Below are 24474 nucleotides of genomic sequence, written 5' to 3'. Positions count from 1 at the left end.
TGTGCAGACGCGGATCGGCTACGCCTGGCGCAACAGCGGGCACCCGCTCGTGCGGAAAGGCCGCCGCCACTGGGACAGCCGGCGGTGGGCTCGCCAGCCGGTCGTGCGCTCCGAGCTCGCCGGCCTGGTGATCACGTACGCAGGCCTGCGCGACGGTCAGGCTTACACTCTCGAGTTCACCGAGCAACGCAGGGAAACCACGAACTCGGACACCGCTGTCCGCACCGCGAGCAGCCTGCCACCACGCGACATACTCCACGGCCACCGACTTCCCGACAGCGACATCGTCATCATCGGAGCCACCGCGGCGGACGCCGACCTGCTGCCCGCCGACTCGGCGTTCATCCTGTCCATGCGTGTCCACTTCGTCGTCGACTACGACGACAGCGTCGACAACGTCATGGCCCGCATCGCCAAAGGCGAGCGACGCAACTTCCGGCAGCGGCTGCGCCAGCACACCTGGCACCTCACGATCGATCGCGACCCCGAATGGTTCGACTACTTCTACGAACACATCTACCGCGCCACGATGGCAGCTCGTCATGGCGCGCGGGAGCGAGTCGAAACACCCACCTCGGCCCACGAATGTCTCTTCCGGGAGGGGATTCTGTTCGTCCTGAGCATGGACGGGCAGCGAGTCGGAGGCCACCTGTGCCACTGGGACCGAGAACGTGGCGTGCTGACCTCACGCCTGCTCGGTGTCCGTGACGGTGACGAGAACCTCTACGCGGCAGGCGCCTTGAAGGTCATGCACTCCCTGCTGATCCAGTGGGCCGGCGAGCACGGCGTACGGCAGCTCGACTTCCAGGGCACGGAACCGTTCCTGAGCAAAGGCACCTACCAGCTCAAACGCCTTTTCGGAACGCGGGTCACCCTGCCGCCCAACCACTTCGGAGACAAGCGACTGTGGTTGCAGGTTCGCCGGGACACCCCTCAGGTACGTGACTTCCTGGTCGCCAACCCGTTCCTGTCGTTGAACCGCGCCGGCGGGTTCGAGGCGGTCTACTTCCACGACGACCAGCGCGCCTCCCGCACTGACTACAAGAGCAACTCCCCCGGCGTGACCCGGGTACGCGACATCCACCTCGACGAGTTCTTCGCGACGGCGAACGTCACCTCGCCCGGAGTCACCGCAGCACCGAAGGGAACCTGATGCGCGCAGAGGCAGAAATCACCGCCGCGCCCGCGTTTCCGCGACATGCCGTCTCCTCGGCGTCATGGAACGCAAACCAGCTCACCGCGCTGTTCAGCCGAGCGGAATGGATGAGCAGGCAATCGAGGAAGCAGCTGTCGGAACTGGCGCCACACCTGGTCGTCGGCCTGCTGTTCTACCAGAACAGCACCCGCACGATGATCAGTTTCCAGGCCGCGAGCGGGCTGCTGGGCGCCCGCTACGTCGGTTTCGCCGACGCCAAGACCACCCGGGCGGGAGACTTCTTCCAGGAGACCCTCGAAGACACCGTCAAGGTCCTGAGCTGCTACGCGGATTTACTGGTGCTGCGGCACGTCGACGACGACGCCGCGGACCGCGCCGCCGATCTCGCCGCGGTGCCCGTGGTCAGCGCCGGCACCGGCGAGTACGACCACCCCACGCAAGGCATGCTGGACGCGTGGATGATGACCAAGGTCGCCGGCGACATCGCCGACCTGCGCATCGGCCTCGTCGGTGATCCACGATGCCGGGCCCTGCGCGGCATCATCACGACCGTCGCCAAATTCAAGCCCGCGGAGATCAGGCTCCTCGCCCCGGAGGCCGCGACACTCCCGGCCGCCCAGAGGGACGAACTCGACCGCGCTGGCACGCGCGTCACGTTCACCGACAGCGCCGCCGAACTGCTTCGCCACGTCGACGTCATCAGCATGATTCCGGTGGAGCTACCCGACTTCCACCTCGCGACCGCCCCGGCACGCCGGCGCGGAGCACTCCACGACCGGTTCAAGTTCACCCGCAGCCTGATCGAGCGGTACGGCAGGGAGGTCGTCATCCTGCACACCGGACCTCGAGGTGACGAGTTGCCCGACGAGGTCGACAGCCTCTCCAACGTCCGCTATTTCGACGGCGTCCGATCCGGCGTGTTCCTGCGCGCCGCGCTGATCAGCTCACTCTGGGAGGGATGGGGACATGAACTCGGCCCAGACCATGGATAAGGCCCTGGCCATCGCGGTGATCATCGAAGCCACCCCGGCGGTGCCGGTGGTGTTCAGCACCGGCTACGCCTGCCGCATCGCCAACGCCATCGCCGATCGCCCGAACCACTTCTACATGACCGGCAGCATGGGACTGGCGGCCAACATCGGAACCGGCATAGCCCTGGCGCTCCACCGGACCGTGGTGGTCGTCGACGGCGACGGCAGCCTCGCGATGAACCCCGGTTGCCTGCTCGCGGCCGGTTCGCTCGACGAGCTCCGGTTGCTGCACGTCGTTCTCGACGACGGGAACTACGCCTCGACCGGTGGGCAAAGATCACCGACCCGGCACCTCGACTTCGCCGCGCTCGCCCTGTCATCGGGCTACGCACAAGCACACCGCGTCGACACCGGCCACGACCTCGCCGAACACCTGGCAGCGGCCGTACCGGCCTGCGCAAAACCGACGCTGCTGCACTGCGCGATCACGCCGTCCGCAGCGAAGCCACCACCTCGCATCGACATGGCTTTGGCCGAGCACGCCCGGCGCTTCACCGACTACCTGCGGCCCTTCCCGATCACCAGCTGACACCGAGAGGCAGGCAACCAGTGAACGGCAAAGTCTGGATCCTCGACAAGGCCTACGAGGACGGAGAGATGATCGCGCTACGGCGCGCGCTCGCCGCCCTCGGCGCCGCCGTCGAACGCATCGAGTGGGACACCATCCACCCCTTGGTCGTGAACGCACGCGAAGACGACAGCGACCTACTCCACGAACTGCCCGACGTCGCTCTGGTCAACGCCCGGATCTTCACCAAACACGACCAGGGTGACATGGCCCTGCTCTACGACTGGCTCGAGTTCTTCGAACGCCGCGGAGTCCGGTTGGTCAACTCGGTCGAGAGCCTGCGGCGGACGCACAACAAGGTCCTGCAGGCCGACATCCTGCGCGATGCCGACGTGCCGGTACCGCCGACGAGGATGGTCGAGTCCCAGGACGACGTGCAGCGCTGCATCGAAGAATGGGGAGAGGTCATCATCAAGCCGGTGATGGGGCACTCCTCGGTCGACGTGGTGAAGCTGCTCCCCAAGGACTACGAAGCCAGCGGCCCGCCCGGCACCCCGTTCGGCATCCGCGAGGACATCGTGCTGTGGCACTGGTTCCGCAAGCACCACGTCCTCTGCGCCCAGAAGTTCATCGACAACCCCGGTCGCGACATCCGCGCGATCGTCGTCGACGGCGTCGTCGCATCCTGCACCTACAACATCGCCACCGCACCCGACGGCAGCGTCCGCAGCCTGCTGCACCCCGCGCGCAGAGAGCCCGCCGAGCTCACCCCCGAACTCGAGAAGATATTCCTCGGCGCGGTCAAAGCACTCGACTTGGAAATATCGTGCGTTGACCTGGTCGAAGGACCCCAGGGACCGGTCGTGATCGAGGTCAACCCGGCGCTGAGCCGCTGGCAGCCCATCGAAGGGACCGACGCGGACCTCACGCCGCACGGGATCACGGCGATCCAAGCCGAACTGCTCGCTTCGCTGGCGCGCTCCACACGCGGCTAGCCGACTGCCACGCGACAGCAACAGGGAGGAAGTCCACGGTGCCGGCACCCGGAATCGACCACTACGCCGCACGGATCCCGGCGACATATCTCGGCGAGATGATGGCCGGGCAGCTGCCGTCGATATCGGTCGGCGGCTTCCCCGTCGCCGGCCAGCCGCTGGTCATGCCTCGCCGTGATTACGATGCCCTCCTGAATGCGACAGCGCGGCTGCTCCAGCTGCAACGGGAGGCCGTCGCCCAGCTCGCTCCGAACTCCCGGGGGCGGTTGGCTGCTCTGAAGGGTGACCCAGGCGCATTTCCCCGCTTCGTCGCCGACGAAGCGTTCGAATTGCGCCACGCCATCGACATGGCGAGGGCCGACGTGGTTCTCAGCCCTGCCGGACCGAAGTTCATCGAGTTCAACGTCGGCGGTGGATTCGCGGGCATGGTGCAGTTCGAAGTGCTGCGCCGAATCTGGCGGACGGCCGCTGCCGATCACCAGGACCGCCCCCTCGTCGGGAAGGACCCCTACCACCCATTCGCAAACCTCATTGCACGCACGTGTGCCGAGTACGACGCTCCGCCGGCCGCCGTGTTCCTCAGCTCCTTCGACGACTCGGGGCGAACTGCCGAGGAGCTCGACAGCCAGCTCGGGTTCCTCCGCGGACACGGGGTGCCGGCCGAGTACGCCGACGTGCGGTCGGTCGACCCCGCCGATCTTCTCTCCCGATCTCCCCGTCCGGTCGGCGTCGTGCAGCTGTCCGAACGGGAGGCGCTCGACAACGGCTGGAATCTGACAGCGCTTCTGGAGCTCGTTTCCGCGGGCATGATCGCGATACCGTCACAGTCGGCTCGGCTCATCGACTCGAAGAAGGTCATGGCGCTGCTCTCGGAGGGCCAGCCTTGGATGTCAGAGCCCGATCGCGACCTGGTCCGGCGCTACCTGCCGTGGACGCGGGTGGTCCGCGAGCAACGTGTGGACTGGTCCGGACGCACTTGGGACCTGCCTCACCTGCTCACGGCCGAGCAGCACCGATTCGTGCTCAAGGGTTCGGCCGGCCTGTCAGGCAAGGAAGTGTTCTTCGGCGCCGGCTGCTCGTCCGCCGAATGGCACCGGTTGATCGCCACGGCCGTGGACACCGAGTACTACATCGTGCAGGAAGTCGTCGACTCGCTGCGGCTTCCGGTCCGGGTACTGCACGATGCCTCCGGCACGCACGACTACCGGACGGTCAAGATGGTCGTCAGCCCGTTCTGCCTCGGCGGTGTTCCCGCCGGTTGCCACGCCCGCATGGATCCGGCCGAGGGCATCGGCTTGGTCACCCGCGGAACCGGAGCGTTTCCCGGATGTCTCCTCGGTGCTCCTTCCTGAGGCAACTGGCTGTTGTCCTCTTCGATGACGATCACCCGTTCCGGCTGTCTTCCGGCGTGTGCGCGTCCAGTGCCGCCGGACGCATCGCGGCGAGCAGTATCGGCAGTACGGCAAGCAATGCGACCGTCCGGACCGCGCCGGCCAGTTCGTACGGCGCCCGCACGCCGAACGAGTGCGCGACCACGCCGCCGGTGAGCGTGCCCAGCGGGATCAGACCCCATCCGAGCAGTTTGTAGACGCTCGTTACGCGCCCCAGCATGCCCGCCGGAACCAGCTGCTGCCGCAACGTGGTCGTGACGATGTTCCACATCGTCGTCGCGAACCCGTTCACGGCGAGGAAACCGCCCAGGACGAACGGATCGGGGCTGAATCCGATGCCCACGAACGCCGCTATGTTGATCAGCAGGCCGGTGACGAGCGCGGGCAGTGATCCGATCCTGCGCACGATACGCGCGTTGACGAGCCCTCCGAAGACGCTGCCGATCGCCGCGGCGGCCAACAACAGACCATATCCCTCCACCGACACCCGCAGTTCCTGCGTTGCGAGCAACACGAGAATCGCGTTGGCCATCTGCCCGCAGAAGGTGTTCACCCCGAGCAGCATCGCGAGCGTCCGCATCAACCGATGCCGGCGCAGCCAAGCCAGCCCGCTACGCATCGCCGCTCGCATCGATTGACGCTCGTGCTCCGCAGGCCTTTTGGGCAGCGAACGCACCAGGGAGGCGGAGAGGAAGAACGACAGCGCGTCGACACCGAACGGCAACGCTGCCGCCACCGAGAACAGGCTGCTGCCCACCGGCGGCCCCACGAACTGCTGACCAGCCGTGATCATCGCCTGCTGGTTACCGTTCGCCCGGTGCAAGAGCGAGCCGGGAACGATCTCCGGGAGAACCGCCTGAGCGGCGTTGCTGAACACGACGTCGCACGTGCCCAAGCCGAACGCCAGCACCGCCAAGATCCCGATGTCGATCCACCCGAGGGCGACCAACGCGGCCGTGACGGACACGAGGACACCGGCCGTCAACTGCGCACGCCACATCATGCCGGCCCGATCGTGCCGGTCGACCAGCGCACCGGCCAGCAAGGACACCAGCAACCACGGCAGAAAGGCCGCGGTGGTGATGGCCGTTACCAGCCGGGGGTCATGGGTGAGACTGACCGCGAGCAACGGAACAGCCGCGACGTAGGCACCATTACCGATGTTGTCGATGCCGGTCGCCACGAACAGCCGCCAGTAAGCTGCCGGCAGCTTTGTCCGAGGGACTTTCACACGCATGTTCGCAAGCGTGCCGCCGTCGCCCCCGATTCGACACCATTTAGCGTGTCACTACATACTGAGGGCATGGCGCTGACTGTCGAGATGGGTGTGGCCGAGCTCGCCGCCACGCGGTTCGCGATTTCTCCCCTGTCCGAAACCGTCGCTTGCCTGCAGCAGCTGAGCGGGCGCGACCGCAACGCCGCCAATCTGCGCTGGCTGAGCTGGGCCGAGAAGGAACTCGCCGGCTCCCCGCTCGACCTTTCACGCACGTGGCCGCTGCTGGTGAGCACACGACCCAACTGGCCCGAGTTCCTCGTCCCGGCCCCACAGGGTGCGACAGCAACCATCGACGACGATCTGGACGCCCTGCGGAGCACGTCGGCTCGCCAGGTTCGAGCAAGCCTCGCCCGCGTCTTCGGCGACGACCTGCCTCCCGCGGCGGCCGAGCTCGCGGCTCGCCCCGCTGCCGGACTGCGCGCGGTGGCCGAGGAGCTCAGAGCCGCTTACGAGCGGTTGGTCGCCCCTCACTGGGCTCGGATCCGCGGCGTACTCGAGGCCGACATCACCTACCGCGCCCGTCGCCTCGCGGTAGGAGGGGCGCAGGAGCTGTTCGCGGACCTCCACCCTGACCTGCGCTTGCAGGACGGCCGGCTGGTGTTGTCCGGGGAACGCTGGCGCGCCGACCGAGTGGTGGTACGAGGACCGGGCGGGCTCGTCCTGATGCCGGTCGTACTCGGATCTTCGTACGTCCTGATCAAGAAACGCACCTCGACGCAGACCACCGTGCGCTACCCCGCGCGCGGCGCTGCCACGCTGTGGGCAGCAGGCACGAACCCGCCGGCCGGAAGCACCGTTCGCCTGCTCGGACGTGCGCGCGCCGAGATTCTGGAAGCCCTGCGATCACCGACGTCCACATCCGACCTCGCCCGTGCCCTGGGCGTCACGCCCAGCGCCGTCTCCCAGCACCTTTCGGTGCTGCGGGCCAGCCGGCTGGTCGCACGTGAGCGGTCCGGACGCACGGTGCTCTACCTGACCACCGAGCTGGGAACCCGATTGCTCGACTAGGCCGAACATCAATGGCCGATTCGGTGTCACGCGCGGCAGGCGGCTGACCTGTTCGGTCCCCGCGTTCTGCTGCCTGATCATCGTCTTCGACGGCTATGACGTCTCGGGCTCGGTACCACGATCCCCCGTGCTGCTGAAGTGCCGGCCGTGGCACCTCGACGCCGTCGGCGCCGGGCTCATCGCGAGCCTCGCCCTCTTCGGCCTACCGCTCGGCGCCCTGCTGTGCGGCTTCGCGACCGATCTGCTGGGCGCGAACTGGTTCTCGTTGTGCAGGCCCGCCTGCGCCGCCGTACCGACCAGCCAGCCGTACCGCGCCGAGCGCGGACGCCACGTTGCCCGTCACGTCCTCGACTTCACGATCCAGCTCACAGCGCCCAGGACTCATTGACCGCCACGCTCCGCACTCCGTAGGTTCGATGCCGAACGCGGATCAGGTCACCGAACGAGGAGACTCAGGTTGAGCCATCTGGTGCGATTCCCCGACGGCACCGGCACCGTCCGGGTCGGCCTGCTCACCGACGACCGGTTGGCACCGCTCGCCGTGACGTCGATGAGCGACCTGCTGCGCCGCCCCCTGGCCGAGATCCGCGAACTGGCCGAGGCCGCCGGGGAGCCCGTGTCCGCGTCCGACGCGCGGCTGCTGCCGCCCTTGGACGGGCGGATGGAGGTGTGGGCCGCCGGCGGTGACCTACCTGCGGTCCGAGGAAGCCCGCCGCGAGGAGAGCGCCGACGAGGACGTCTACGCGCGGGTGTACCGCGCGGAGCGGCCGGAACTGTTCTTCAAGTCGGCCGCTTGGCGTGTGGTCACCGATGACGAGCCGATCGCCATTCGCACGGATTCGGGCAACAACGTGCCGGAGCCGGAACTCGGCCTGCTGCTGACCCGGGCCGGGGAGATCGCCGGGTACGTCGTGGTCGACGACGTCAGCTCCCGCAGCATCGAAGGCGAGAACCCGCTTTACCTCCCGCAGGCCAAGATCTACACCGGTTCGTGCGCGGTGTCGGCGCGGGTGCGGCCGGCGTGGGAGGTGCTGGACCCGCTGTCACTCGCCCTGCGCATGCGCATCCTGCGCGACGGTCACGAGGTGTTCGCCGGTGAGTCCAGCACCGCGCAGCTGAACCGCGAACCGGCCGGGCTGGTCGAGTACCTGTGGCGGGACAACGACTTCCCCGACGGCGCCGTGCTCTCGACGGGCACCTCCGTCGTGCCGGGGCTCGATCAAGGGCTGCAGCCGGGAGACGTGGTCGAGATCGAGATCGGCGAGGTCGGGTCGCTGCGCTCCCCCGTGGTGCCGGGCGCGGACGAGGTGCGCCGAGCGCTCGCGGCTCGACCGTCCACTTCGGACCGCTGACCGCCACGGCCGTTCGGAAGCGCCACCACGCACCGGCAGGACCCGGCCACGTGGCTGATCCGGATCCGGTCGGCCGAAGCGAACACCGCTCGGCCCGCCGCGCCGAAGTCCACGCCGATGCTGTCGTGGGCGACCTCGGTCACCGTGCCGCGGTGGACACGGGACCAGCCGGTCGCCGGATCCGGCGCGCCGAACACGAGCACCCGGTCACCCGGGGCGAAGTGGCTCCAGCGGCCACCGTCGACGTCGTTGCGGACCGTCGGGAGCTCGGCAGGCGCTGCGACACGGGTTGAAGGGAACATTCTTCTTCCTCTGGTCTGTCCGGCGAAGCCGCACCCTCTGGTTCGGGGGCTACGCGACCAGCTTTACATACTTGTTGGTCGTCTGACAAGTATGTAAAGTAGCAGCATGGACCGGCCTCCACGACTGACGGAGGCCGGTCCGCGGTCAGAGCTGTTCGGCCGCCTCGGTTTCGGTGAACACGTCCTCGTTCCGCCGCCGGCCCAGCATCGTCAACGCGATGAGGGCGGCCGCCGCGGCGGCGATGCCGCACACCAGGTAGCCGATGGCGTACGCGTGGGAGAGGGCGTGGAACGCGACGTCTTTGAGGGGGTTGAACGGGATCGGCGTGCCGTCGGGCCCCGGGACCTGCGCCGGGACGCCGTTCTGCCCGAGCGGGCCGGACTTCACCGCGTGGACGGCGGCTTCCACCGTCGGGCGCTGCGCGGCGGGGACGTGCTCCGGTGCGGCGTAGAAACTGTCCAATGCGGACTTGAGGGACGGGGACGACGCGATCTGCGCGTTGATCGCGTTCGCGGCGTTCGTCAGCGCGATCGCGCCCACGATGGCCGGCCCGAGCGTCAGGCCGCCGTCGCGCAACATGCTCGTCGCCCCGCTGGCCATGCCGGCTTTGGACGTGGGGACGCTGTTCACGGCGACGACCGTGATCGAGGTGACGGCCAGCTTGAACCCGGCGCCGACGACCAGCAGCGGAACCGCGACCGCCCCGATCGACAAGTTGGTGGCCGGGATGGCGGCGAGCACGAAGTCGCCGATCGCGATCAGCGCCATCCCGCTCCCGAGCACGACGCCGGGGCTGAAGCGCTCGACGACCCGCGTGCTGACCGGGAACAGCACCACGCCCATCACGTTCAGGCAGAAGAAGCCGAGGGACGTCGCGAGCGGCGTGTACTCCTGGATGGCCGACAGCCGGATGCTCGTCGCGTACGCGGTGCCCAGGTAGGCGAACATGCCGACGACGGTCACCACCGCGGAGACCGCGAACATCCGGTTGCCGAACAGGTCCAGGCGGATCAACGGCCGGTCCACCCGGCGCTCGATCGCCACGAACAGCACCATGAACACGACGGCCACGACGAACCCGCCGATCACCGGGAGGCTGCCCCAGCCGTCTTCGGCTCCCTGGATCACCGCGTACAGCAAAGCAAACAGGGACACCGCGATGGTGATCTGGCCGGGCCAGTCGAGGGACCGGCCCACCGGCGCGGAAGAGTTCTGCGCGCCCACCAACGTGATCACGCAGCTGACGACAGCCAGGACCGCCATGGCGAGGAAGGCGTAGCGCCAGCTCGCGTACTCGCCGCCCGAGTGCTGGATGCGGGCCAGCAGGCCGGCCAGCACCGGGGAGATGAACCCGGCGCCGGTGAGGGCGGCGGCCCAGATCGAGATGGACTGCGCGCGCTGCCGGACGCTCTGCGTGCCCGCGGCGAGCATCGCGATCGACGTCGGGAAGATCGCCGCCGCCCCGATGCCGGACACCACCTGGCCGGTGAGGAGCACACCGGTGCCGCCGCTGGGCGTGAAGAAACCGAGCAGCCCGCCGACGGCCATCAGCGCGGCGCCGGCGGCCAGCAGCCGCTTGCGCCCGAAGAGGTCGCCGACCACGCCGAAGGACAGCTCGAGTAGCGTCACCGGCACCAGGAAGGCGTCGGAGATCCACGTCAGCGTCGTCGACGAGGTGTGCAGGTCCTGGTTGATGAAGCCGTTGATGACGGCCGGGATGGACAGGCCGATCTGGGCGACGGCGACCGCTGCCGCCGCGGCCACCAAGGTGCCGCGGCGGAGCTGCGCTGGTGCGGTCGAACCGGAGGGGGCGACGGTCTCACTCACGATTGTGAAGCAAACCACACCGAAAACCAGATGTACAGGTTTCCTGACTATCGCGAGGAAGTCGGTTTCTTCCGGGGTTTGCCGTCCACCGGGCCGGGTGGTGGGTCACTTTCGACCCGGCGCTCGAGCAAGGCGCGCCGGCACAGTTCCAGCGAGCGTTGCAGTTCGCCGGCCTGGCCGTCGGAAAGCAGCGAGAGCATGTGGTCCTGCAGCGCGGCCACCTCCGGGCGCAGCCGGTCGAGCAGCCGCTGGCCCGCGGACGTCAGGGCGATGACGAGGCGGCGGCGGTCGGCGGGGTCGCGGTGGCGCTCGATCAGCCCGCGGTTCAGCAGCGTCGTCACCATGTCGGCCATGCTCTGGTCGGTGACGAAGGAGTGCCGCGCCAGGCGCGCGGCGGTGAGGTCGGGGTGGCGTTCGAGGACGGTCAGGGCGGTGTACTGCAGCGTCGTGATGTCCGCCGGCCGGACGAGGGCGTCGAGCCCGGCGCGCACGGACAGCTCGACCTGCTTCACCAGGTACAGCAGAGTCGACGGCGGCGTCGCCGGATCACCCGAACCGGCCCGGTGCGCCGGCGTGTCACCAGTCGTCATGATCAGCCAGGACCTCCCTGGACAACCATCGTAGGCGTCTCCGCCGGTCAGATCCGCCGGCGTCGCACCGCCGTGAAGGCGAACACCCCGGCGAGCAGCCACAGGAACCCCGCCCCGGCCCAGCCCGACGCGTCGGGCGGGTCCATCGCCATACCGGCCGTGGCCAGCAGCGCGATCGCGCCGAGCACCGCCGCCACGATGAACAGGATCCGCGCCGCGCGTTTCGCCGATGACGTCGGCGGCCGGGACGCCGGAGCCGGGACCGACCGCGCGGGCTGCGGCAGTGTCCGATGTGGACCGACCGCCGCGTCGATCGTCGCGGTCACCGCCGGGGTCACGCCGGCGAAGAGCGTCGGCTCGACCTGGACCGTCCGGCCGTCGAGGCCGATGAGGCGGCGGCCGCCGTCGGGCCAGGCGAGCATCGCCGCGCAGTCGGCGAAACGCACCGTCGACACGCCTTCGGAAGTCTGCACGCTGCAGCCGTCGGCGCCGACGGCCAAGTGGGCGTCCGGCTGGTTGTGCGCGGGAAAACGGGTTCCCGCGACCGCCGCCGAGGAGAAGCGCGGCACCTCGGTGTAGCCGGCCCAGTCCGCGGACCGGCCGTGCGGTGCCCGCAGCAGCATCGAGCCGCACGCTTCGACGGCGACCGCGTGGACGCTCGCGACGTCGACCGCGCGCAGGCCGGCGATCCGCTCCTCGGCGCTCGGCAGCGGCACCCCGGAAAGCAGCGCGACCGCGTGCTCGGGCAGCCGCGCCGCGTCCGCGTCCTCGCCGTAAAGCGCGGATTCGGCCTGTGTGCGAACCGTTTCGACATCGCGGGGATCGATCCGGCCGGCCTTGAACTGGGCCAGGACGTCGATGACGCCGCCGAGCACGGCGGCCTGCTTGTCCGGCAGCGCGTCGGCGAGCCCGACGACCTCCGCGAGGCCGTCGCCGCGGACCTGGTAAGACGTCGCCGCCTGGTAGGAGTAGCCGCCCTCTTGGCGCAGCGCGCGGAACAACTCCCGTTCGAGGACCTTCGCGAAGACCTGCGCCTCGGCTCCTCGGCGCACCACCGCGCTGAAGGCGACACCGCCTTCGCCGTAGGAGAAGTAGGCCGGCCCCGCGGCCAGGATGGCGGGCCGCGGCGGCACCGGACGCCGGACGCCCGGCGGAAGCCTCAGCCGCAGCCCCGCGGGCACCTGCTCCCCCGCCACCCAGAGCGCCGCGTTTTCGCGGGTGAACCACGTGCGGGCCCAGTGCGCGACCTCCGCGGGGCCCAAGCGGGGGACGCCGAGCTCGAGGAAGTCGGTCAGGCCGTACCCCTGCGCCCCGTAGCGGTGGCGGGCCAGCTGTCCCCCACCGCCGCGCCTTGACTCCTCCGTGCGCAGGACCGACTTCTCGGTCTCCAGCCGCTCCATCGGAAGATCGCTCAGCGACGCGCAGACACCGCTGAGGAACGCGACCACTTCGGCTTCCGAGCCCGCCATCTCGAAGTACGTGTGGTCGGCACCGGTCGCGCCGCCGAAGTGGTGTTCGCCGACCCCGAAGCGGTGCAGCGCGAGGTGCTCGACCAGGTGCGTGATGCCGGCCGTCGCCAGCGTCTCGTCGGCCCGGCCGACGCGGAAGACGAGGCCGGCGGTCAGTGGGCCGGATCTCTTGGCCGCCACGGCGGGAACGCCGTCGACCTCGAACGTGGACAGCACGGTTCAGCCTTTCGCGAGGGCGCGGTCGCGGTGGCGCGCGTGCGCGGCGACCGGGTCGGGCAGGTAGTGCCAGGGGGCTTCGCTCGCGCGCCCGCCGAGCGCGCGGAAGTGCACGGCCGCGCGCGGGAGGTCGCCGATCAGGCTGAACACCATGGCGAACGTGCTGTGCGCGGTGACCCAGCCGAACCGCGACCGGTAGGCGGGGTGCAGCACCGACGCCGACGCGGCGGCGGTGATCTCTTCCCGGACTCCCGGCTGACGCAGGTAATCGTTGCCCGCCTCGGATTTGAGCTCGAGCCAGCGCTCCAGGTGCAGCTCGGGGACCAGGATCCCCTGCGGACCGCCGGGCCGCGCGGCCGTCGTGCATTCGCGGACGAACGCGTGCGCGGCGTCCCAGGAGCCGCCCCACTTCGGGCAGAGCTGCTGGAGCAGGTTGCGTTGCGCGGCCAGGAAACCGGGGTGGTGGGCGGTCAGCCGGTCGTAGCGGCGGCGCGCCTCGCTCTGACCGAGCTCGAGCCCGCGTGCGGTGGTGAGCCGCAGCCACCAGGCCGGCGCGTTCGCCGGGTCGCGGGCGGTGACGTCGATCAGCAGCTGCTCGGCCCGCCGCAGGTGTTCGTGCATCCCAGCGAACTGCTCGCGGCTGACCCCGGTGGCCCGGCCACCGCCCCGGATGCTCCACCCCCGCTGGACGAACTGGGCGGCGAGCAGCACCCGGGCCAGCTCCGAGCGGGGTTCCCGCTCGACCACGGCGCGCAGCATCGGCTCGGCCGCCGGCACGGACATCGTCGTGCCGACGCCGAAAGTGTGCTCGTCCGGAGCGGTGAACCGGGCGAAAAAGCCCGAAACGGTCGGCCAATCACCCGCTTCCGCGGCGGATCGCAGCACACCCGCCTCCGGGTAGGCGGCAGCCGGGTCGAAAACCGGCGCCGGCGCGATGCCGGTGGAAGTCATGGGAGTTCCTTTACCAAAAGGGAAGGAGCGAACGCCGGACTCTACTTCGCCCGCTCGGGCCGGCCGCGCGGAGGCCGGGAAGCCGCGCCCATGTCCGATTTTCCCGTTCGCAGCCGACGTTTTCCCACCACCGCGGGTGATCCGCACCGCCATCGGTAACGCCGGCGGGTCCCCGTCGATAGCGAGGTGGACGAATACCGGGTGGAGGTTTGTGGTGGGTGGGTTTCGTGGTGCGGTGACCGCGGGTGCGGTCGCCGTTTTGGTCGCGGGTGTGCTGGCCGGAACGCCGGCGATCGCCTCGGCTTCGGGCGGTGGCGCGAGCGCGCCGGCCCATCCGGACTCGGACTTCATGGGGTCCACGATCGGTGCGCACGCGACGGCGACGCGGAAGGCCGCCGCGAGCGCGACCGCGGCCTCGGGCGTAACGACGCCGGGCATGGACGTCTCCCACTTCCAGGGCACGGTGGACTGGGGTGCCGCGGCCGGCCAGGGCGCCAAGTTCGCCTACATGAAGGCCACCGAGAGCACGACCTACACCGACCCGCAGTTCGCCACGAACTTCGCCGGTGCGGCGAACGCCGGGCTGCTGCGCGGGGCGTACCACTTCGGACTGCCCGACACCTCGTCGGGCGCGGCGCAGGCGCTGTTCTTCCTGAGCCACGGCGGCGGCTGGGTCGCCGACGGCAAGACGCTGCCGCCGGTGCTGGACATCGAGTACGACCCCTACAGCACGCAGGACTGGGCCGGCTGGTGCTACAACATGACCCCGGCGCAGGTCTCGGCGTGGATCTCCGACTTCGTCACGACGGTCCACGACCGCACGAACCGGTGGCCGGTCATCTACACCACCAACGGCTGGTGGTCGAACTGCACCGCGAACAGCCCGAACTTCGTCAACGATCCACTGTGGATCGCCTCGACGGTCACCATGCCGGCGAGCTGGACGGACTACACGTTCGACCAGACCGCGTCGTCCGGCACGTTCCCGGGTGACCAGGACGTGTTCAACGGCGGCGTGACCGATCTGCAGTCCTTCGCCACCGGCACCGAGGCCGACAAGATCGCGCAGCACTACACCGAGCTCGGCGGCGCGTCGTCCTACCTGGGCAACCCGTCCGGTGGCGAGTACGCGGCCGCCGGTGGCTGGGCGCAGAACTACGACTACGGCGTCATCGGCTACTTCCCGGCGACGGGCGCGTACGCCGTGCACGGCGCGATCTGGCAGCGCTACCAGCAGCTCGGTGGCCCCGGCGGCCTGCTGGGCCTGCCGACGACGGACGAGTCCGGCACCGCGGACGGCGTGGGGCGGTTCAACCACTTCAACGGCGCCCAAGGCGCCTCCATCTACTGGACCTCCGCCACCGGAGCCCACTCCGTCCACGGCCAGATCCGCCAGAAATGGGCGGCGCTCGGCTGGGAAACCGGACTCGGGTACCCCACCAACGACGAGGACGGCACCCCCGACGGCGTCGGCCGCTTCAACCACTTCAACGGCGCCCAAGGCGCCTCGATCTACTGGACGCCCTCGACGGGCGCCCAGTCCATCCACGGGCAGATCCGGCAGAAGTGGGCGGCACTGGGCTGGGAGGCCGGTCTCGGTTACCCGACCACGGACGAAGACGGCACCCCCGACGGCGTCGGCCGCTTCAACCACTTCAACGGCGCGCAGGGCGCTTCCATCTACTGGACTTCCGCCACCGGCGCCCAGTCCCTCCACGGGGCGATCCGGCAGCGGTGGGCGTCGCTGGGCTGGGAGCGCAGCGGCCTGGGTTACCCGTCGAGCGACGAGTACGGCGTGACCGGCGGCCGCCGCAACAACTTCCAGCACGGGACGATCACCTGGCTCAGCGCCAGTTCGACGACCCAGGTCGCCTACAGCTGATCCCGAACCGACGGGCCGCAGGGCGCTCGGGGGAGGAAATCGCCGTCTATGCTCGGCCGGTGGCGATCGATTCCCCCGCCCTGAAGGCGCGCCGGGTGGCACCCCGCGAGTGGATTCCCCAGTGGTCGACGGCCGCTGCCCTGCGTGCTGTCCGGGCCACGCTGGTGGTGCCCACGCTGTTCGCCTTCAGCGTCACCGTGATCGGTGACCTGCAGGTGGCGACCTTCGCGGCCTTCGGTGGGTTCGCCACGCTGGTCCTGGCCTCGTTCGGCGGCGACCGGCGGGACAAGCTGCGCGCCCACTTCGGGCTCGCCGTCGTGGGCAGTGTGCTGCTGGTCGTCGGCACCGCGGCCAGCGTGTCCCTGCCACTGGCCGCCGTCGTCACGCTGGTCGTGACCTTCCTGGTGTTGTTCGGCGGCGTCGCGGGACCGAACGCGGCGGCCGGGGGCACCGCCGCCCTGCTCGCCTACGTGCTCCCGGCCGCCTCCCCCGGCACCATGAGCATGGTGCCCGCCCGCCTCGGCGGCTGGTGGCTGGCGTCGGCGGTCGGCACCGCGGCCGTCCTGCTGCTGTCGCCCCGCTCCCCCGCCACCGCCCTGCGTGACGCGGCGTCCCGCGCGGCCGGCGCGATGGCCGACTACCTGGACGGGGCCCTGGGCGGCGGCCCCACCGTCGGCGCCGCCCACGACGCGGCGGTCGAGGCCAAGCACCACCTGATCGACGAGTTCACCGCGACGCCGTACCGCCAGACCGGCCTGGCCGCCGAAGACCAGGCCCTCGACAACCTGGTCGGCCTGCTCGAATGGTGCGGTTCGGTCATCGCCGACACCCTCGGCGAATACCCGGACCTCAGCGGAGCACCCGACGTCGAACGGCGGCTGCTCGCGCACGGTCGAGCGGCTGATGGCCGGCCGGGCCGCCTCCTTCGACGCGGACGAACTGGACCGCAAGATCCAGGCGAGTGTGGAGTGGCTGCGCGGCCTGGGTTCCGGCGACCCGGGTTACGCCGACGCGGTCCACCTGTCCTTCCACGCCCGCACCGCGGCTTTCGCCGTCCGCGCCGCGGCTGTCGAAGCGAGTGCCGCGACACCGGGCAGCAGGCGGAACCGCCTCCCGAGGGGGATCTCACTGGCGTCGCTGACGCGGGTCGCCTCGCCCCACACGAGCCTGCGGTCGGTGTGGTTCGTCAACAGCCTCCGCGGCGCGGTCGCCCTGACCGCCGCGGTCGTGGTCGCCGGCCTGAGCGGGGTCGAGCACGGCTTCTGGGTCGTGCTGGGCACGTTGTCCGTCCTGCGCGGCAACGCGGCGGCGACCGGGTCGACCGCGCTTCGGGCGTTGCTCGGCACCGCCCTGGGAGTCGTCGTCGGCGCGTTGTTGCTGCTGGTCATCGGCACCAGCGCGCCCGCGTTGTGGATCGCCCTGCCGATCGCGGTGCTGGTCGCCGCCTACGCACCCGGTGCCCTGCCCTTCACCGCCGGGCAGGCCGCCTTCACCGTGACGGTGTCCGTGCTGTTCAACCTGCTCGCGCCGGCCGGCTGGCAGATCGGTGTCGTGCGGATCGAAGACGTCGCCATCGGCTGCGCGGTGTGCCTGGTGGTGGGCGCGTTGTTCTGGCCGCGCGGCGCCCGGGCCGTCGTCGCCGACGACCTCGCCGACGCGTTCCGCACCGGCGGCGCGTTCCTGGCCGCGGCCGCGAACTGGGCACTCGGTCTCCGCCACGACGCGCCCACGCCGGCCGCGGCGACCGCGGCCGGAACCCGGCTCGACGACGCGCTCCGCGGCTTCCTCAGCGAACAGGGCACCAAGCACGTCCCCAAGCACGATCTGTGGCGGCTGGTCATGGGCACCGTCCGCTCGCGACTGACCGCGCAGTCCCTGGCCGGGCTGCCGAACCCGCACGTCGAACCGGACCCGTTCCGCCGGCTCCTCGGCGACCAGGCAGGACAGCTCGCCGCCTGGTACGACCACCTCGCGTCCCGGCTGGACCGCACCGACCACGGCGACGTGCCCATCCTCGCCCCGCCCGCGGTCCCCGACCTCCTCGAGCAGCCGGGCGCTTCGGTGCGCGACCTCGCCTGCGCGCTGTGGGTGCACGAACACATCAAGCACGTCTCGGCCCGGCTCGCCGAGCTCGTCGAGCCGGCCGCGGTGGTGGCGGCCCAGCGCCACCGTCCGTGGTGGCGCTAGTGCCTGTCCTCAAAGCTGGTTCGGGTGATCTGCTTTGATCTTCGGTCGTGGTGCGAGGCATGAGCTGACCGATGAGCAGTGGCTGGGACCGGGACCCCGTCCGCGCTGGTGGCGAAGGTGCAGGTGCCGGCCGAGGCGATCGACGAACTCGACCGGGAAGTGTCGGTGGATTCCAGCATCGTGCGGGCGCATCAGCACGCCGCCGGTGCTCGCCGTGGCCCGGTGTCTCACTCAAGGGGGCGAGCGAATCCTGCGGCGGGCAGAGCGAGCCAGGTGATCATGCCATCGGCCGGTCCCGCGGCTGACTCACCACCAAGATCCACCTCGCCTGCAACGGCCACGGGCGGCCCTTGTCGGTGGTGCTGACCGGCGGCAACGTCAACGACTGCACCCAGTTCACCACGGTCATGGCCGGTGTCGAGTTCCGCCGCCGGGGTCCGGAGCGACCGGCGAGCCGGCCCAGCAGGACAAGGGCTACTCCAGCCGCGCCATCCGCACTTACCTGCGCCGGCGCCGCATCCCGGCGACCATTCCCGAACGCCGAGACCAACGAGCCAACCGGCTACGCCGCGGCCGGGCCGGTGGTCGCCCACCAACCTTCGACCGTGCCGCCTACCGCCGCCGCAACATCGTCGAACGCTGCTTCAGCCGCCCCAAGCAATTCCGCGCCATCGCCACCCGCTTCGACAAGACCGCCATCTCCTACCGGAGCATGATCGACCTGGCCACACTGCTCCTCCGGCTTTGCGACAGGGCGCCAGTGCTCCGTCCGGATAGGTTCGCCGGTCGTGCGGTGAGCACGTCGAGGTAGCGGGCGTCGGCGATGTCGCCAACGGAGTAGCTTCGTCGGGCCGGCGCGAGCACCACCATCGCCCGGTGCGGCCGCACCGCGGAGCCTGGTCCTTCGTGGACAGAGCGCCGGCGGGCCGGCGGCGGCATCGGCTTCGATAGCCCGCCCGCCGGCCCCGAGAATCGCGAAACGTCGTGGCCGGGCCGGCGAGATCAGTCGCCGGCGCGGAGTTCGGTGTTGAGGCGCTGAGCCTCGTGGAGCTGATCCTCGAGACTGACGATGCGGCAGGCGGCGTCGATCGCGGTGCCCTGATCGACCAGCTCCCGCACCCGGGCGGCCAGTCGCAGCTGGTACCGCGAGTACCGGCGATGCCCACCGGCGGAACGCTGCGGCGTGATCAACCCCGCCTCGTCGAGACTGCGCAGAAAGCCTTGCGTCGCGCCGAGCATGTCCGCGGCCCGGCCCATCGTGTACGCCGGATAATGCTCGTCGTCGAACTTGTCGGCCCGGCTCGGCGTGCCCGGCCCTTCCTGATCAGGAATCAAATCCACCTCCGCATCACAAAGGACCCCGGGTGCCGTCCACGGCACCCGGGGTCCTCAAAGGGTTGGGTTTCACCATTGTCAACCGGCGCGACCGCCGGCTTCCTGCACCCGCGTCCGGCCGAAAACCGGGTATCGCGGGGATCGCTTACTCGTGACCGAGCACCACCTCCGAACTCGATGGGACTGCGGCACCCGCGCGGCGCTACTACCCAGCCGCTGCGGGCGATCCAATGATGGCTCCGTTCCCTTCTTTCCTGGGTTTTCCACTTACTCGGTACTGCCACTTCACTTGCTGCTGGCGTCACCGCTGGGACCCTTCCACTGATCGGTCCCAGCACGCTGACGCCGCTGGTCACTGCCCGGAGCCCCGTTCACTGATCGGCTCCGGCCACCTGACCGGTCCTGCCACTGCACTTGCACACAACTCGCGGGTAGTTACGTCCTCTCCCGCGCTTGCTTGACGTTGTCTTCCTCGTTACGAGAAGAACACTACACACACCCGCAACCCAATGTCTACTTCAACCGGCATAGATTTTCTGACGCGTGTCGGAGGCCTACGTACGGGTCGCCGCGCACGGGACCGCGTCGACGCCGTCGCAGGACACCTCGGCCCACACCGTCTTGCTGCCCGCCGGGTGGTCGAGCACACCCCAGGCGCAGGCGAGCTTGTCCACGATGTACATGCCGCGGCCACCCAGGCGCTCGGGTGACGGTGGGGCCGGCACCGGGTGGTCCGGGCAGTTGTCGTCGACTTCGATCCAGACCCGGCACGGGCTCGGGGTGTGTCTCATCCGGACGCCCAGCGGCCCGTTGCCGTGGTCGTAGGCGTTGGTCACCAGTTCCGTGGCCACCAGCAGCACGTCGCCCAGGTGGGCGTCATCGACCCGGGCCAGCGTCCGCGACGCCCAGCGGCGGATCTCGACCAGCGCCGGCGCGCTGGTACCGCGCAGATCCATCGACCACGACGTCGGGTCCTCGCTCGGCTCGGGCATGAGGAACCAACCCTTCCGGGGTCTCCGTCCTCGCTGCTGAAGACGTCCGCTACTCGGCGGTACCCCGGGAGAAGCCGAGTCAACCGTCGCCCGTGCCGGCCGGGAGCCACACGCGCATCGCCGCCGGCCCGCGTTCGGCCCACTGCCAGTACGGGGTCATCGGCAGGTCGAACGCCGGCCCGCGGCCGGGCCGGGCACGCGGGCCGTACGGCCAGGCCGGATCTTCAGGGGAGAACGCGTTCGCTCGCACCACGGTCCGCCCGTCGCGCTCGACCACGCCGGCCGCGACATCGATGCCGACGGCGTCGAGGCCGACGCCGTCGGGCAGGTCGACGGACTCGGCGCAGAGCACGAGCGGGCCGCGTTCCACCGCGACGCAGCCCCGCAGCGCGTCCACCCGGGGATCGGGCCACGTGAGCCGGGGTCGCACGGGCAGCCGCAGCCGCAGCGTCTCCCCTGCCGTGAACCGGCGGGTCGTCGCCACCAAGCCCGGCGCCACCTCGCGCCGGCGCCCGTCCTCTTCGAGGGACGCGCCGTCCGCCCACGGCGGGACTCGCAGGCGCAGCGTGACCGGATCCGGCGGCGCTGCCTCCACCCGGATCGTGACGTCACCGTCGTGCGGGTACCGGGTTTCGACGTCGAGGCGGAACCGGCCGCCGCCGAGCTCGGTGTCGATGCGGGCGGACGCGTACTGCAGCACGGTCAGTTCGCGGTCGCCGGCGGTGGCGACGTAGGCGGGCCAGGACGCGAGCGTCCGGGCCACGTTGGTGGGACAGCAGGAAACGTCGAACCAGGCGGCGCGGCTGCCGCCCTCGGCACGCGGGTTGACCTCGTCCTCGTCGCCCGGGGCGCCGGGAACGCGCTGGTGCAACGGGTTCGCGTAGAAGAACGCGCGGCCGTCGGCGCGGGGCGAGGTCGCGATGACGTTGTAGAAGGTCCGTTCCATGAGGTCGGCGTACCGGACGTCGCCGGTCGCGAGGTGCAGCCGCCAGGCCACCATTAACGACGCCACCCCGGCGCAGGTCTCGCAGTAGGCGCGGTCCGGAGGCAGCTCCCAGTCTTCGCCGAACCCTTCGTCCTGGTGCCGGGACCCCATGCCGCCGGTGAGGTGCGTGCGCCGGGCGACGGTGTGCCGCCACTGCCGTTCGATCGCCGCCAGCAGTTCGCGGTCGTCGAACTCGACGGCGACATCGACGGCGGCCGCCGCCAGGTAGAGGGCCCTCACGGCGTGCCCGCGGAAGGCGCCGGCCTCGCGGATCGGCCGGTCGTCCTGGAAGTACGCCCGGCCGAGCGGGATGTCGCGCAGGCTGCCGTGCCCGCGCCGGTCGAGGAACCGCCGGGCCTGCTCGAGGTAGCGGGGCTCGCCGAGGGCCCGGCCGAACTCGGCCAGGCCCACCTCGATCTCCGGGTGGCCGCACAGGCCGGCGTCCGCGAACCGCTCGCACACGTGGTCGGCGGCTCGGCGCGCGATGTCCACGAGGTCGTCGGGTCCGGACGTGCGCAGCCGCGCGACGGCCGCCTGCAGGAGGTGGCCGGCGTTGTAGAGCTCGTGGCCCGCTTCAAGGTCGCTGTAGCGCGGCGGCTGCCCGGGGTGCCCGAAGGCGGTGCTCAGGTAGCCGTCGGGGTCCTGGGCGCGGCCGATCCGGGCGGTGAGCCGGCGGATGCGCTCGTCCAGCGCGGGGTCGCCGGTGCGGCCGTGTTCCCACGCCAGCGCTTCGAGCAGCTTGTACGCCTCCGAGTCGGCGAAGACCCAGCCGGTGCGGCCGAGGCCGATCGTCCCGTCGGCGACGCGGTCGAAGTTGGCCAGCCAGCCCAGCCGTTCCATCCAGGCTTCGCAGTGGTCGAGCGTCGCGACGGCGTTGACCTCCTGGCGGTCGGCCCAGAACCCGCCGGTCAGCGTCGTTTCCCGCAGCCCGAGCGGCCGCAGCGGGCCGCGGGAGGGCACGACGGGACGGCCGCCGGCGGTGGTCGTCGTCTCGGTCACCGCGGCCCCCACGGGACGCCGGCGCCTTCGCGGGTGAACACCGGGATCCGGTCGAGGGGCGCGGCGGCCTCGACCGTGGTGCCGCCGCCGAACACCGCACCGCTCGCGTCGACCCAGCGGGTCCCGGCGGGCAGGTACACCGGCCGGGAACGCCAGCCGGCTTCGGTGACCGGGGCGACGAGGACGTCCGGGCCGAGCAGGAACTGGTCTTCGACCTGCCACGCCCGCGGGTCGTCCGGGTGGTCGACGAACAGCGGCCGCATGGGCGGCACGCCGTCGCGGGCGGCGGCGCGCAGCTGTTCGTGCAGGTAGGGCCGGAGCCGTTCCCGCAGGTCGAGCAGCCCCACGATGATCTCGTAGGCCTCGTCGCCGTAGGACCAGACTTCGTTGGGGCCGCCGGTCATGGCGTACCCAGTGGGCGTGCGCGGCTCGCGGTCGCCGTGCAGGCGGAACAGCGGGCAGAACACCCCGTAGGCGAACCAGCGGACGAACAGTTCGCGGTAGGCGGGGTCGGCCGGGTCGCCGCCGTGGAACCCGCCGATATCGGTGGTCCACCAAGGGATCCCCGAAATCGCGATGTTCAGCCCCGCCCGGATCTGCTGCCGCAGCGACTGCCAGGTGGCGGGGATGTCCCCGGACCAGACGGCGGCGCCGTGCTTCTGCGAGCCCGCCCAGGCCGACCGGCACAGCAGCACCGTGGGCTCGCGCCCGGCCGCCGCCATGCCCTCGGCGAACAGGCGGGCGTTGTCGCGCGGGTAGATCGAGGCGACCTCGGCCCCGGGGCCGGCGTGGAAGGCCAGGTTCCCCGGGTGCGCCGGGTTCAGCTCGGGTTCGCACGCGTCGAGCCAGAACACCGAGATGCCCTGGTCGAGGTAGTTGCGCCGGACCAGGTCCCAGACGAACGCGCGGGTCTCGGGGTTCGTCGGGTCGTAGAAGGCGACGGGCATCGGCACGTCCATGCCCTTGTCCTGGATGGTCTGGTGGAACTCGGCCCCTTGGTCGGTGCCCACGAGCAGACCGTGGTCGCGGTAGGTGTCGAAGTGCTCCGAAAGCGGCGACACCGTCGGCCAGATCGACACCATGAGCTTGATGCCCAGCCCGTCCAGCTCCGCGACCATGCCCGGCACGTCGGGCCACTCGGTCTCGTCGAACCGGTAGTCCCCCATCGCGCTCCAGTGGAAGAAGTCCGCGACGATGACCGACATCGGCAGCCCCCGGCGGTGGTGCTCCCGGGCGACGTCCAGCAGCTCCTCCTGGGAGCGATAGCGCAGCCGGGACTGCCAGAAGCCGCTCGCCCACTCCGGCAGGTCCGGGCTGTGGCCGGTGGCGTCGGCGTAGCGGGCGAGGATCGCGGCGGGCGTCGGCGCGGCGGTCAGCCAGTAGTCGATCTCGCGGGCCTGGCCGGCCGTCCAGCGCGTGGCGTTGTCGGAGAACTCCACCCGGCCGACGGCCGGGACGTTCCACAGCAGACCGTAGCCGCGGCTGGAAAGCACGAACGGGATGCTGACCTCACCATTGCGCTGCACCAAGTCCAGCGACAGTCCTTTGAGGTCCAGCCGGCCGTGGGTGCGCTGCCCGAGCCCGTACAGCTTTTCGTCGTCGTAGGCGGCGAACTGCTGGTGGATCTCGTGGGCGCCGGACCGGTTGCCCTGGAAGAACCGGGCGCCGGGCAGCCAGAAGTGCTCCCGGCGTTCGGCGAGCAGCTCCTGGCCGGTGCTGGTGCGGCTGAAGGTCAGCAGCGGCTCGGGGTAGGCGGCGCCAGCGTCGAACACGACGTCGACGGTCAGCTCGCCGTGCACGAAGACGGCGTGCCGGTCGGCGGTCTTGATGACCGGCGGCTCGGACGGCGGCGGCCGGTCGAGCGCGCCGTGGCTCTCGGCCGGGAGCCGGAACTGCGCGGCGCGCACGCGGACGCTGTCGGGGCCCCAGGCTTCGATGGTGAGCACCTCGTGCCGGTGGCGGACCTCGAGCGCGGTCTCCGCCGGGAAGAACCTGACCAAGTTCGGTCTCCTTGCTTCGGA

20 protein-coding genes and 2 pseudogenes are annotated in these 24474 nt (G+C 70.5%); 12 read left to right on the top strand and 10 right to left on the bottom strand.

Annotation, left to right across the window (positions count from 1 at the left end; genetic code table 11):
* The first annotated feature begins 1 nt into the window (after position 1).
* Genes ACZ7OH_RS46145 through ACZ7OH_RS46125 form a run of 5 tightly spaced genes read left to right on the top strand, consistent with a single transcriptional unit; the run spans position 2 to position 5042 of the window.
* Positions 2 to 1153, top strand: coding sequence for a GNAT family N-acetyltransferase (locus ACZ7OH_RS46145; RefSeq protein ID WP_470286718.1), 1152 nt, complete (start codon positions 2 to 4; stop codon positions 1151 to 1153).
* Positions 1153 to 2148 carry an aspartate carbamoyltransferase gene (locus ACZ7OH_RS46140; RefSeq protein WP_470286717.1) on the top strand — a complete coding sequence of 332 codons (996 nt, stop codon included), beginning with the start codon at positions 1153 to 1155 and terminating at the stop codon, positions 2146 to 2148. The genes ACZ7OH_RS46145 and ACZ7OH_RS46140 overlap by 1 nt, the downstream gene beginning before the upstream one ends.
* The gene (locus ACZ7OH_RS46135; RefSeq protein WP_470286716.1) at positions 2123 to 2716 is read left to right on the top strand and encodes a thiamine pyrophosphate-dependent enzyme; all 594 of its coding nucleotides are present in this window, start codon (positions 2123 to 2125) and stop codon (positions 2714 to 2716) included. Before ACZ7OH_RS46140 ends, ACZ7OH_RS46135 begins: the two co-directional genes overlap by 26 nt.
* 20 nt (positions 2717 to 2736) lie before the next feature.
* Complete coding sequence (locus tag ACZ7OH_RS46130; protein ID WP_470286715.1) at positions 2737 to 3690, top strand: ATP-grasp domain-containing protein; 954 nt, start codon at positions 2737 to 2739, stop codon at positions 3688 to 3690.
* Between the two features lie 38 nt (positions 3691 to 3728).
* Positions 3729 to 5042, top strand: a complete 1314-nt coding sequence (locus ACZ7OH_RS46125; protein WP_470286714.1) for a hypothetical protein — start codon at positions 3729 to 3731, stop codon at positions 5040 to 5042.
* A gap of 31 nt (positions 5043 to 5073) precedes the next feature.
* Here the strand turns inward: ACZ7OH_RS46125 and ACZ7OH_RS46120 are convergent, their stop codons facing one another.
* Positions 5074 to 6318 (bottom strand): MFS transporter, encoded by a 1245-nt coding sequence (locus tag ACZ7OH_RS46120; protein ID WP_470286713.1) that lies wholly within the window; start codon positions 6316 to 6318, stop codon positions 5074 to 5076.
* A 66-nt stretch (positions 6319 to 6384) separates the two neighbouring features.
* Here ACZ7OH_RS46120 and ACZ7OH_RS46115 point away from each other — a divergent pair, with 66 nt between their 5' ends.
* The 3 genes from ACZ7OH_RS46115 (at position 6385) to ACZ7OH_RS46105 (ending at position 8717) form a co-directional block, all read left to right on the top strand.
* Positions 6385 to 7365, top strand: a complete 981-nt coding sequence (locus tag ACZ7OH_RS46115; RefSeq protein WP_470286712.1) for an ArsR/SmtB family transcription factor — start codon at positions 6385 to 6387, stop codon at positions 7363 to 7365.
* Positions 7366 to 7492: 127 nt separating this feature from the next.
* The gene (locus ACZ7OH_RS46110) at positions 7493 to 7753 is read left to right on the top strand and encodes a hypothetical protein (protein WP_470286711.1); all 261 of its coding nucleotides are present in this window, start codon (positions 7493 to 7495) and stop codon (positions 7751 to 7753) included.
* A gap of 295 nt (positions 7754 to 8048) precedes the next feature.
* A complete protein-coding gene (locus ACZ7OH_RS46105) occupies positions 8049 to 8717 on the top strand; it encodes a fumarylacetoacetate hydrolase family protein (RefSeq protein WP_470286710.1) in 669 nt (222 codons plus the stop codon).
* Between the two features lie 447 nt (positions 8718 to 9164).
* Here ACZ7OH_RS46105 and ACZ7OH_RS46100 read toward each other — a convergent pair whose 3' ends face one another.
* The 4 genes from ACZ7OH_RS46100 to ACZ7OH_RS46085 are packed head-to-tail and all read right to left on the bottom strand — an operon-like array spanning position 9165 to position 14073.
* On the bottom strand, positions 9165 to 10847 hold the full coding sequence (locus ACZ7OH_RS46100; protein ID WP_470286709.1) for an MFS transporter: 1683 nt from the start codon (positions 10845 to 10847) through the stop codon (positions 9165 to 9167).
* Positions 10848 to 10894: 47 nt separating this feature from the next.
* The gene (locus ACZ7OH_RS46095; RefSeq protein ID WP_400891550.1) at positions 10895 to 11437 is read right to left on the bottom strand and encodes a MarR family winged helix-turn-helix transcriptional regulator; all 543 of its coding nucleotides are present in this window, start codon (positions 11435 to 11437) and stop codon (positions 10895 to 10897) included.
* Between the two features lie 47 nt (positions 11438 to 11484).
* Positions 11485 to 13122 carry a peptidase M16 family protein gene (locus ACZ7OH_RS46090; protein WP_470286708.1) on the bottom strand — a complete coding sequence of 546 codons (1638 nt, stop codon included), beginning with the start codon at positions 13120 to 13122 and terminating at the stop codon, positions 11485 to 11487.
* A gap of 3 nt (positions 13123 to 13125) precedes the next feature.
* Positions 13126 to 14073: a hypothetical protein gene (locus tag ACZ7OH_RS46085; protein WP_470286707.1), complete on the bottom strand. Its 948-nt coding sequence runs from the start codon at positions 14071 to 14073 to the stop codon at positions 13126 to 13128.
* Between ACZ7OH_RS46085 and ACZ7OH_RS46080 the strand changes: the two are divergent.
* Together ACZ7OH_RS46080 and ACZ7OH_RS46075 are read left to right on the top strand one after the other, a co-directional pair.
* Positions 14057 to 15052, top strand: a pseudogene (locus ACZ7OH_RS46080) (GH25 family lysozyme); the annotation flags it as partial. The gene ACZ7OH_RS46085 and the pseudogene ACZ7OH_RS46080 sit on opposite strands and share 17 nt — an antisense overlap.
* Before the next feature lie 21 nt (positions 15053 to 15073).
* Positions 15074 to 15955 carry an LGFP repeat-containing protein gene (locus tag ACZ7OH_RS46075; protein ID WP_470286733.1) on the top strand — a complete coding sequence of 294 codons (882 nt, stop codon included), beginning with the start codon at positions 15074 to 15076 and terminating at the stop codon, positions 15953 to 15955.
* On the opposite strand, the gene ACZ7OH_RS46070 is transcribed toward ACZ7OH_RS46075, so the two are convergent.
* The gene (locus tag ACZ7OH_RS46070; protein ID WP_470286706.1) at positions 15946 to 16845 is read right to left on the bottom strand and encodes a hypothetical protein; all 900 of its coding nucleotides are present in this window, start codon (positions 16843 to 16845) and stop codon (positions 15946 to 15948) included. The two genes, ACZ7OH_RS46075 and ACZ7OH_RS46070, sit on opposite strands and share 10 nt — an antisense overlap.
* Positions 16846 to 16858: 13 nt before the next feature.
* Between ACZ7OH_RS46070 and ACZ7OH_RS46065 the strand changes: the two genes are divergently transcribed.
* Positions 16859 to 18142: an FUSC family protein gene (locus tag ACZ7OH_RS46065; RefSeq protein WP_470286705.1), complete on the top strand. Its 1284-nt coding sequence runs from the start codon at positions 16859 to 16861 to the stop codon at positions 18140 to 18142.
* 281 nt (positions 18143 to 18423) lie between these two features.
* Positions 18424 to 18887: pseudogene (locus ACZ7OH_RS46060) on the top strand (IS5 family transposase); the annotation flags it as partial.
* A gap of 257 nt (positions 18888 to 19144) precedes the next feature.
* Here ACZ7OH_RS46060 and ACZ7OH_RS46055 read toward each other — a convergent pair.
* The 4 genes from ACZ7OH_RS46055 to ACZ7OH_RS46040 form a co-directional block, all read right to left on the bottom strand.
* Complete coding sequence (locus tag ACZ7OH_RS46055; RefSeq protein ID WP_400893397.1) at positions 19145 to 19477, bottom strand: helix-turn-helix domain-containing protein; 333 nt, start codon at positions 19475 to 19477, stop codon at positions 19145 to 19147.
* 554 nt (positions 19478 to 20031) lie between these two features.
* A complete protein-coding gene (locus ACZ7OH_RS46050; protein WP_470286704.1) occupies positions 20032 to 20469 on the bottom strand; it encodes an ATP-binding protein in 438 nt (145 codons plus the stop codon).
* A 79-nt stretch (positions 20470 to 20548) separates the two neighbouring features.
* Complete coding sequence (locus tag ACZ7OH_RS46045; RefSeq protein ID WP_470286703.1) at positions 20549 to 22453, bottom strand: glycoside hydrolase family 127 protein; 1905 nt, start codon at positions 22451 to 22453, stop codon at positions 20549 to 20551.
* The gene (locus ACZ7OH_RS46040) at positions 22450 to 24453 is read right to left on the bottom strand and encodes a glycoside hydrolase family 31 protein (RefSeq protein ID WP_470286702.1); all 2004 of its coding nucleotides are present in this window, start codon (positions 24451 to 24453) and stop codon (positions 22450 to 22452) included. The genes ACZ7OH_RS46045 and ACZ7OH_RS46040 overlap by 4 nt, the downstream gene beginning before the upstream one ends.
* Positions 24454 to 24474: the final 21 nt, after the last annotated feature.

This window comes from Amycolatopsis sp. NPDC114478, assembly GCF_055633805.1.
Note: the sequence above shows the minus strand (reverse complement) of the source record. Positions and strands in the feature narration are given on the sequence as shown.

What these genes read in the sequence shown, in the direction of transcription:
- ACZ7OH_RS46140 (WP_470286717.1), top strand. Translation starts at nt 1,153, where the DNA reads ATGCGCGCAGAGGCAGAAATCACCGCCGCGCCCGCGTTTCCGCGACAT.
- ACZ7OH_RS46135 (WP_470286716.1), top strand. Translation starts at nt 2,123, where the DNA reads ATGAACTCGGCCCAGACCATGGATAAGGCCCTGGCCATCGCGGTGATC.
- ACZ7OH_RS46120 (WP_470286713.1), bottom strand. Translation starts at nt 6,318, where the DNA reads ATGCGTGTGAAAGTCCCTCGGACAAAGCTGCCGGCAGCTTACTGGCGG.
- ACZ7OH_RS46115 (WP_470286712.1), top strand. Translation starts at nt 6,385, where the DNA reads ATGGCGCTGACTGTCGAGATGGGTGTGGCCGAGCTCGCCGCCACGCGG.
- ACZ7OH_RS46095 (WP_400891550.1), bottom strand. Translation starts at nt 11,437, where the DNA reads ATGACGACTGGTGACACGCCGGCGCACCGGGCCGGTTCGGGTGATCCG.
- ACZ7OH_RS46085 (WP_470286707.1), bottom strand. Translation starts at nt 14,073, where the DNA reads ATGACTTCCACCGGCATCGCGCCGGCGCCGGTTTTCGACCCGGCTGCC.
- ACZ7OH_RS46065 (WP_470286705.1), top strand. Translation starts at nt 16,859, where the DNA reads ATGGCCGGCCGGGCCGCCTCCTTCGACGCGGACGAACTGGACCGCAAG.
- ACZ7OH_RS46050 (WP_470286704.1), bottom strand. Translation starts at nt 20,469, where the DNA reads ATGCCCGAGCCGAGCGAGGACCCGACGTCGTGGTCGATGGATCTGCGC.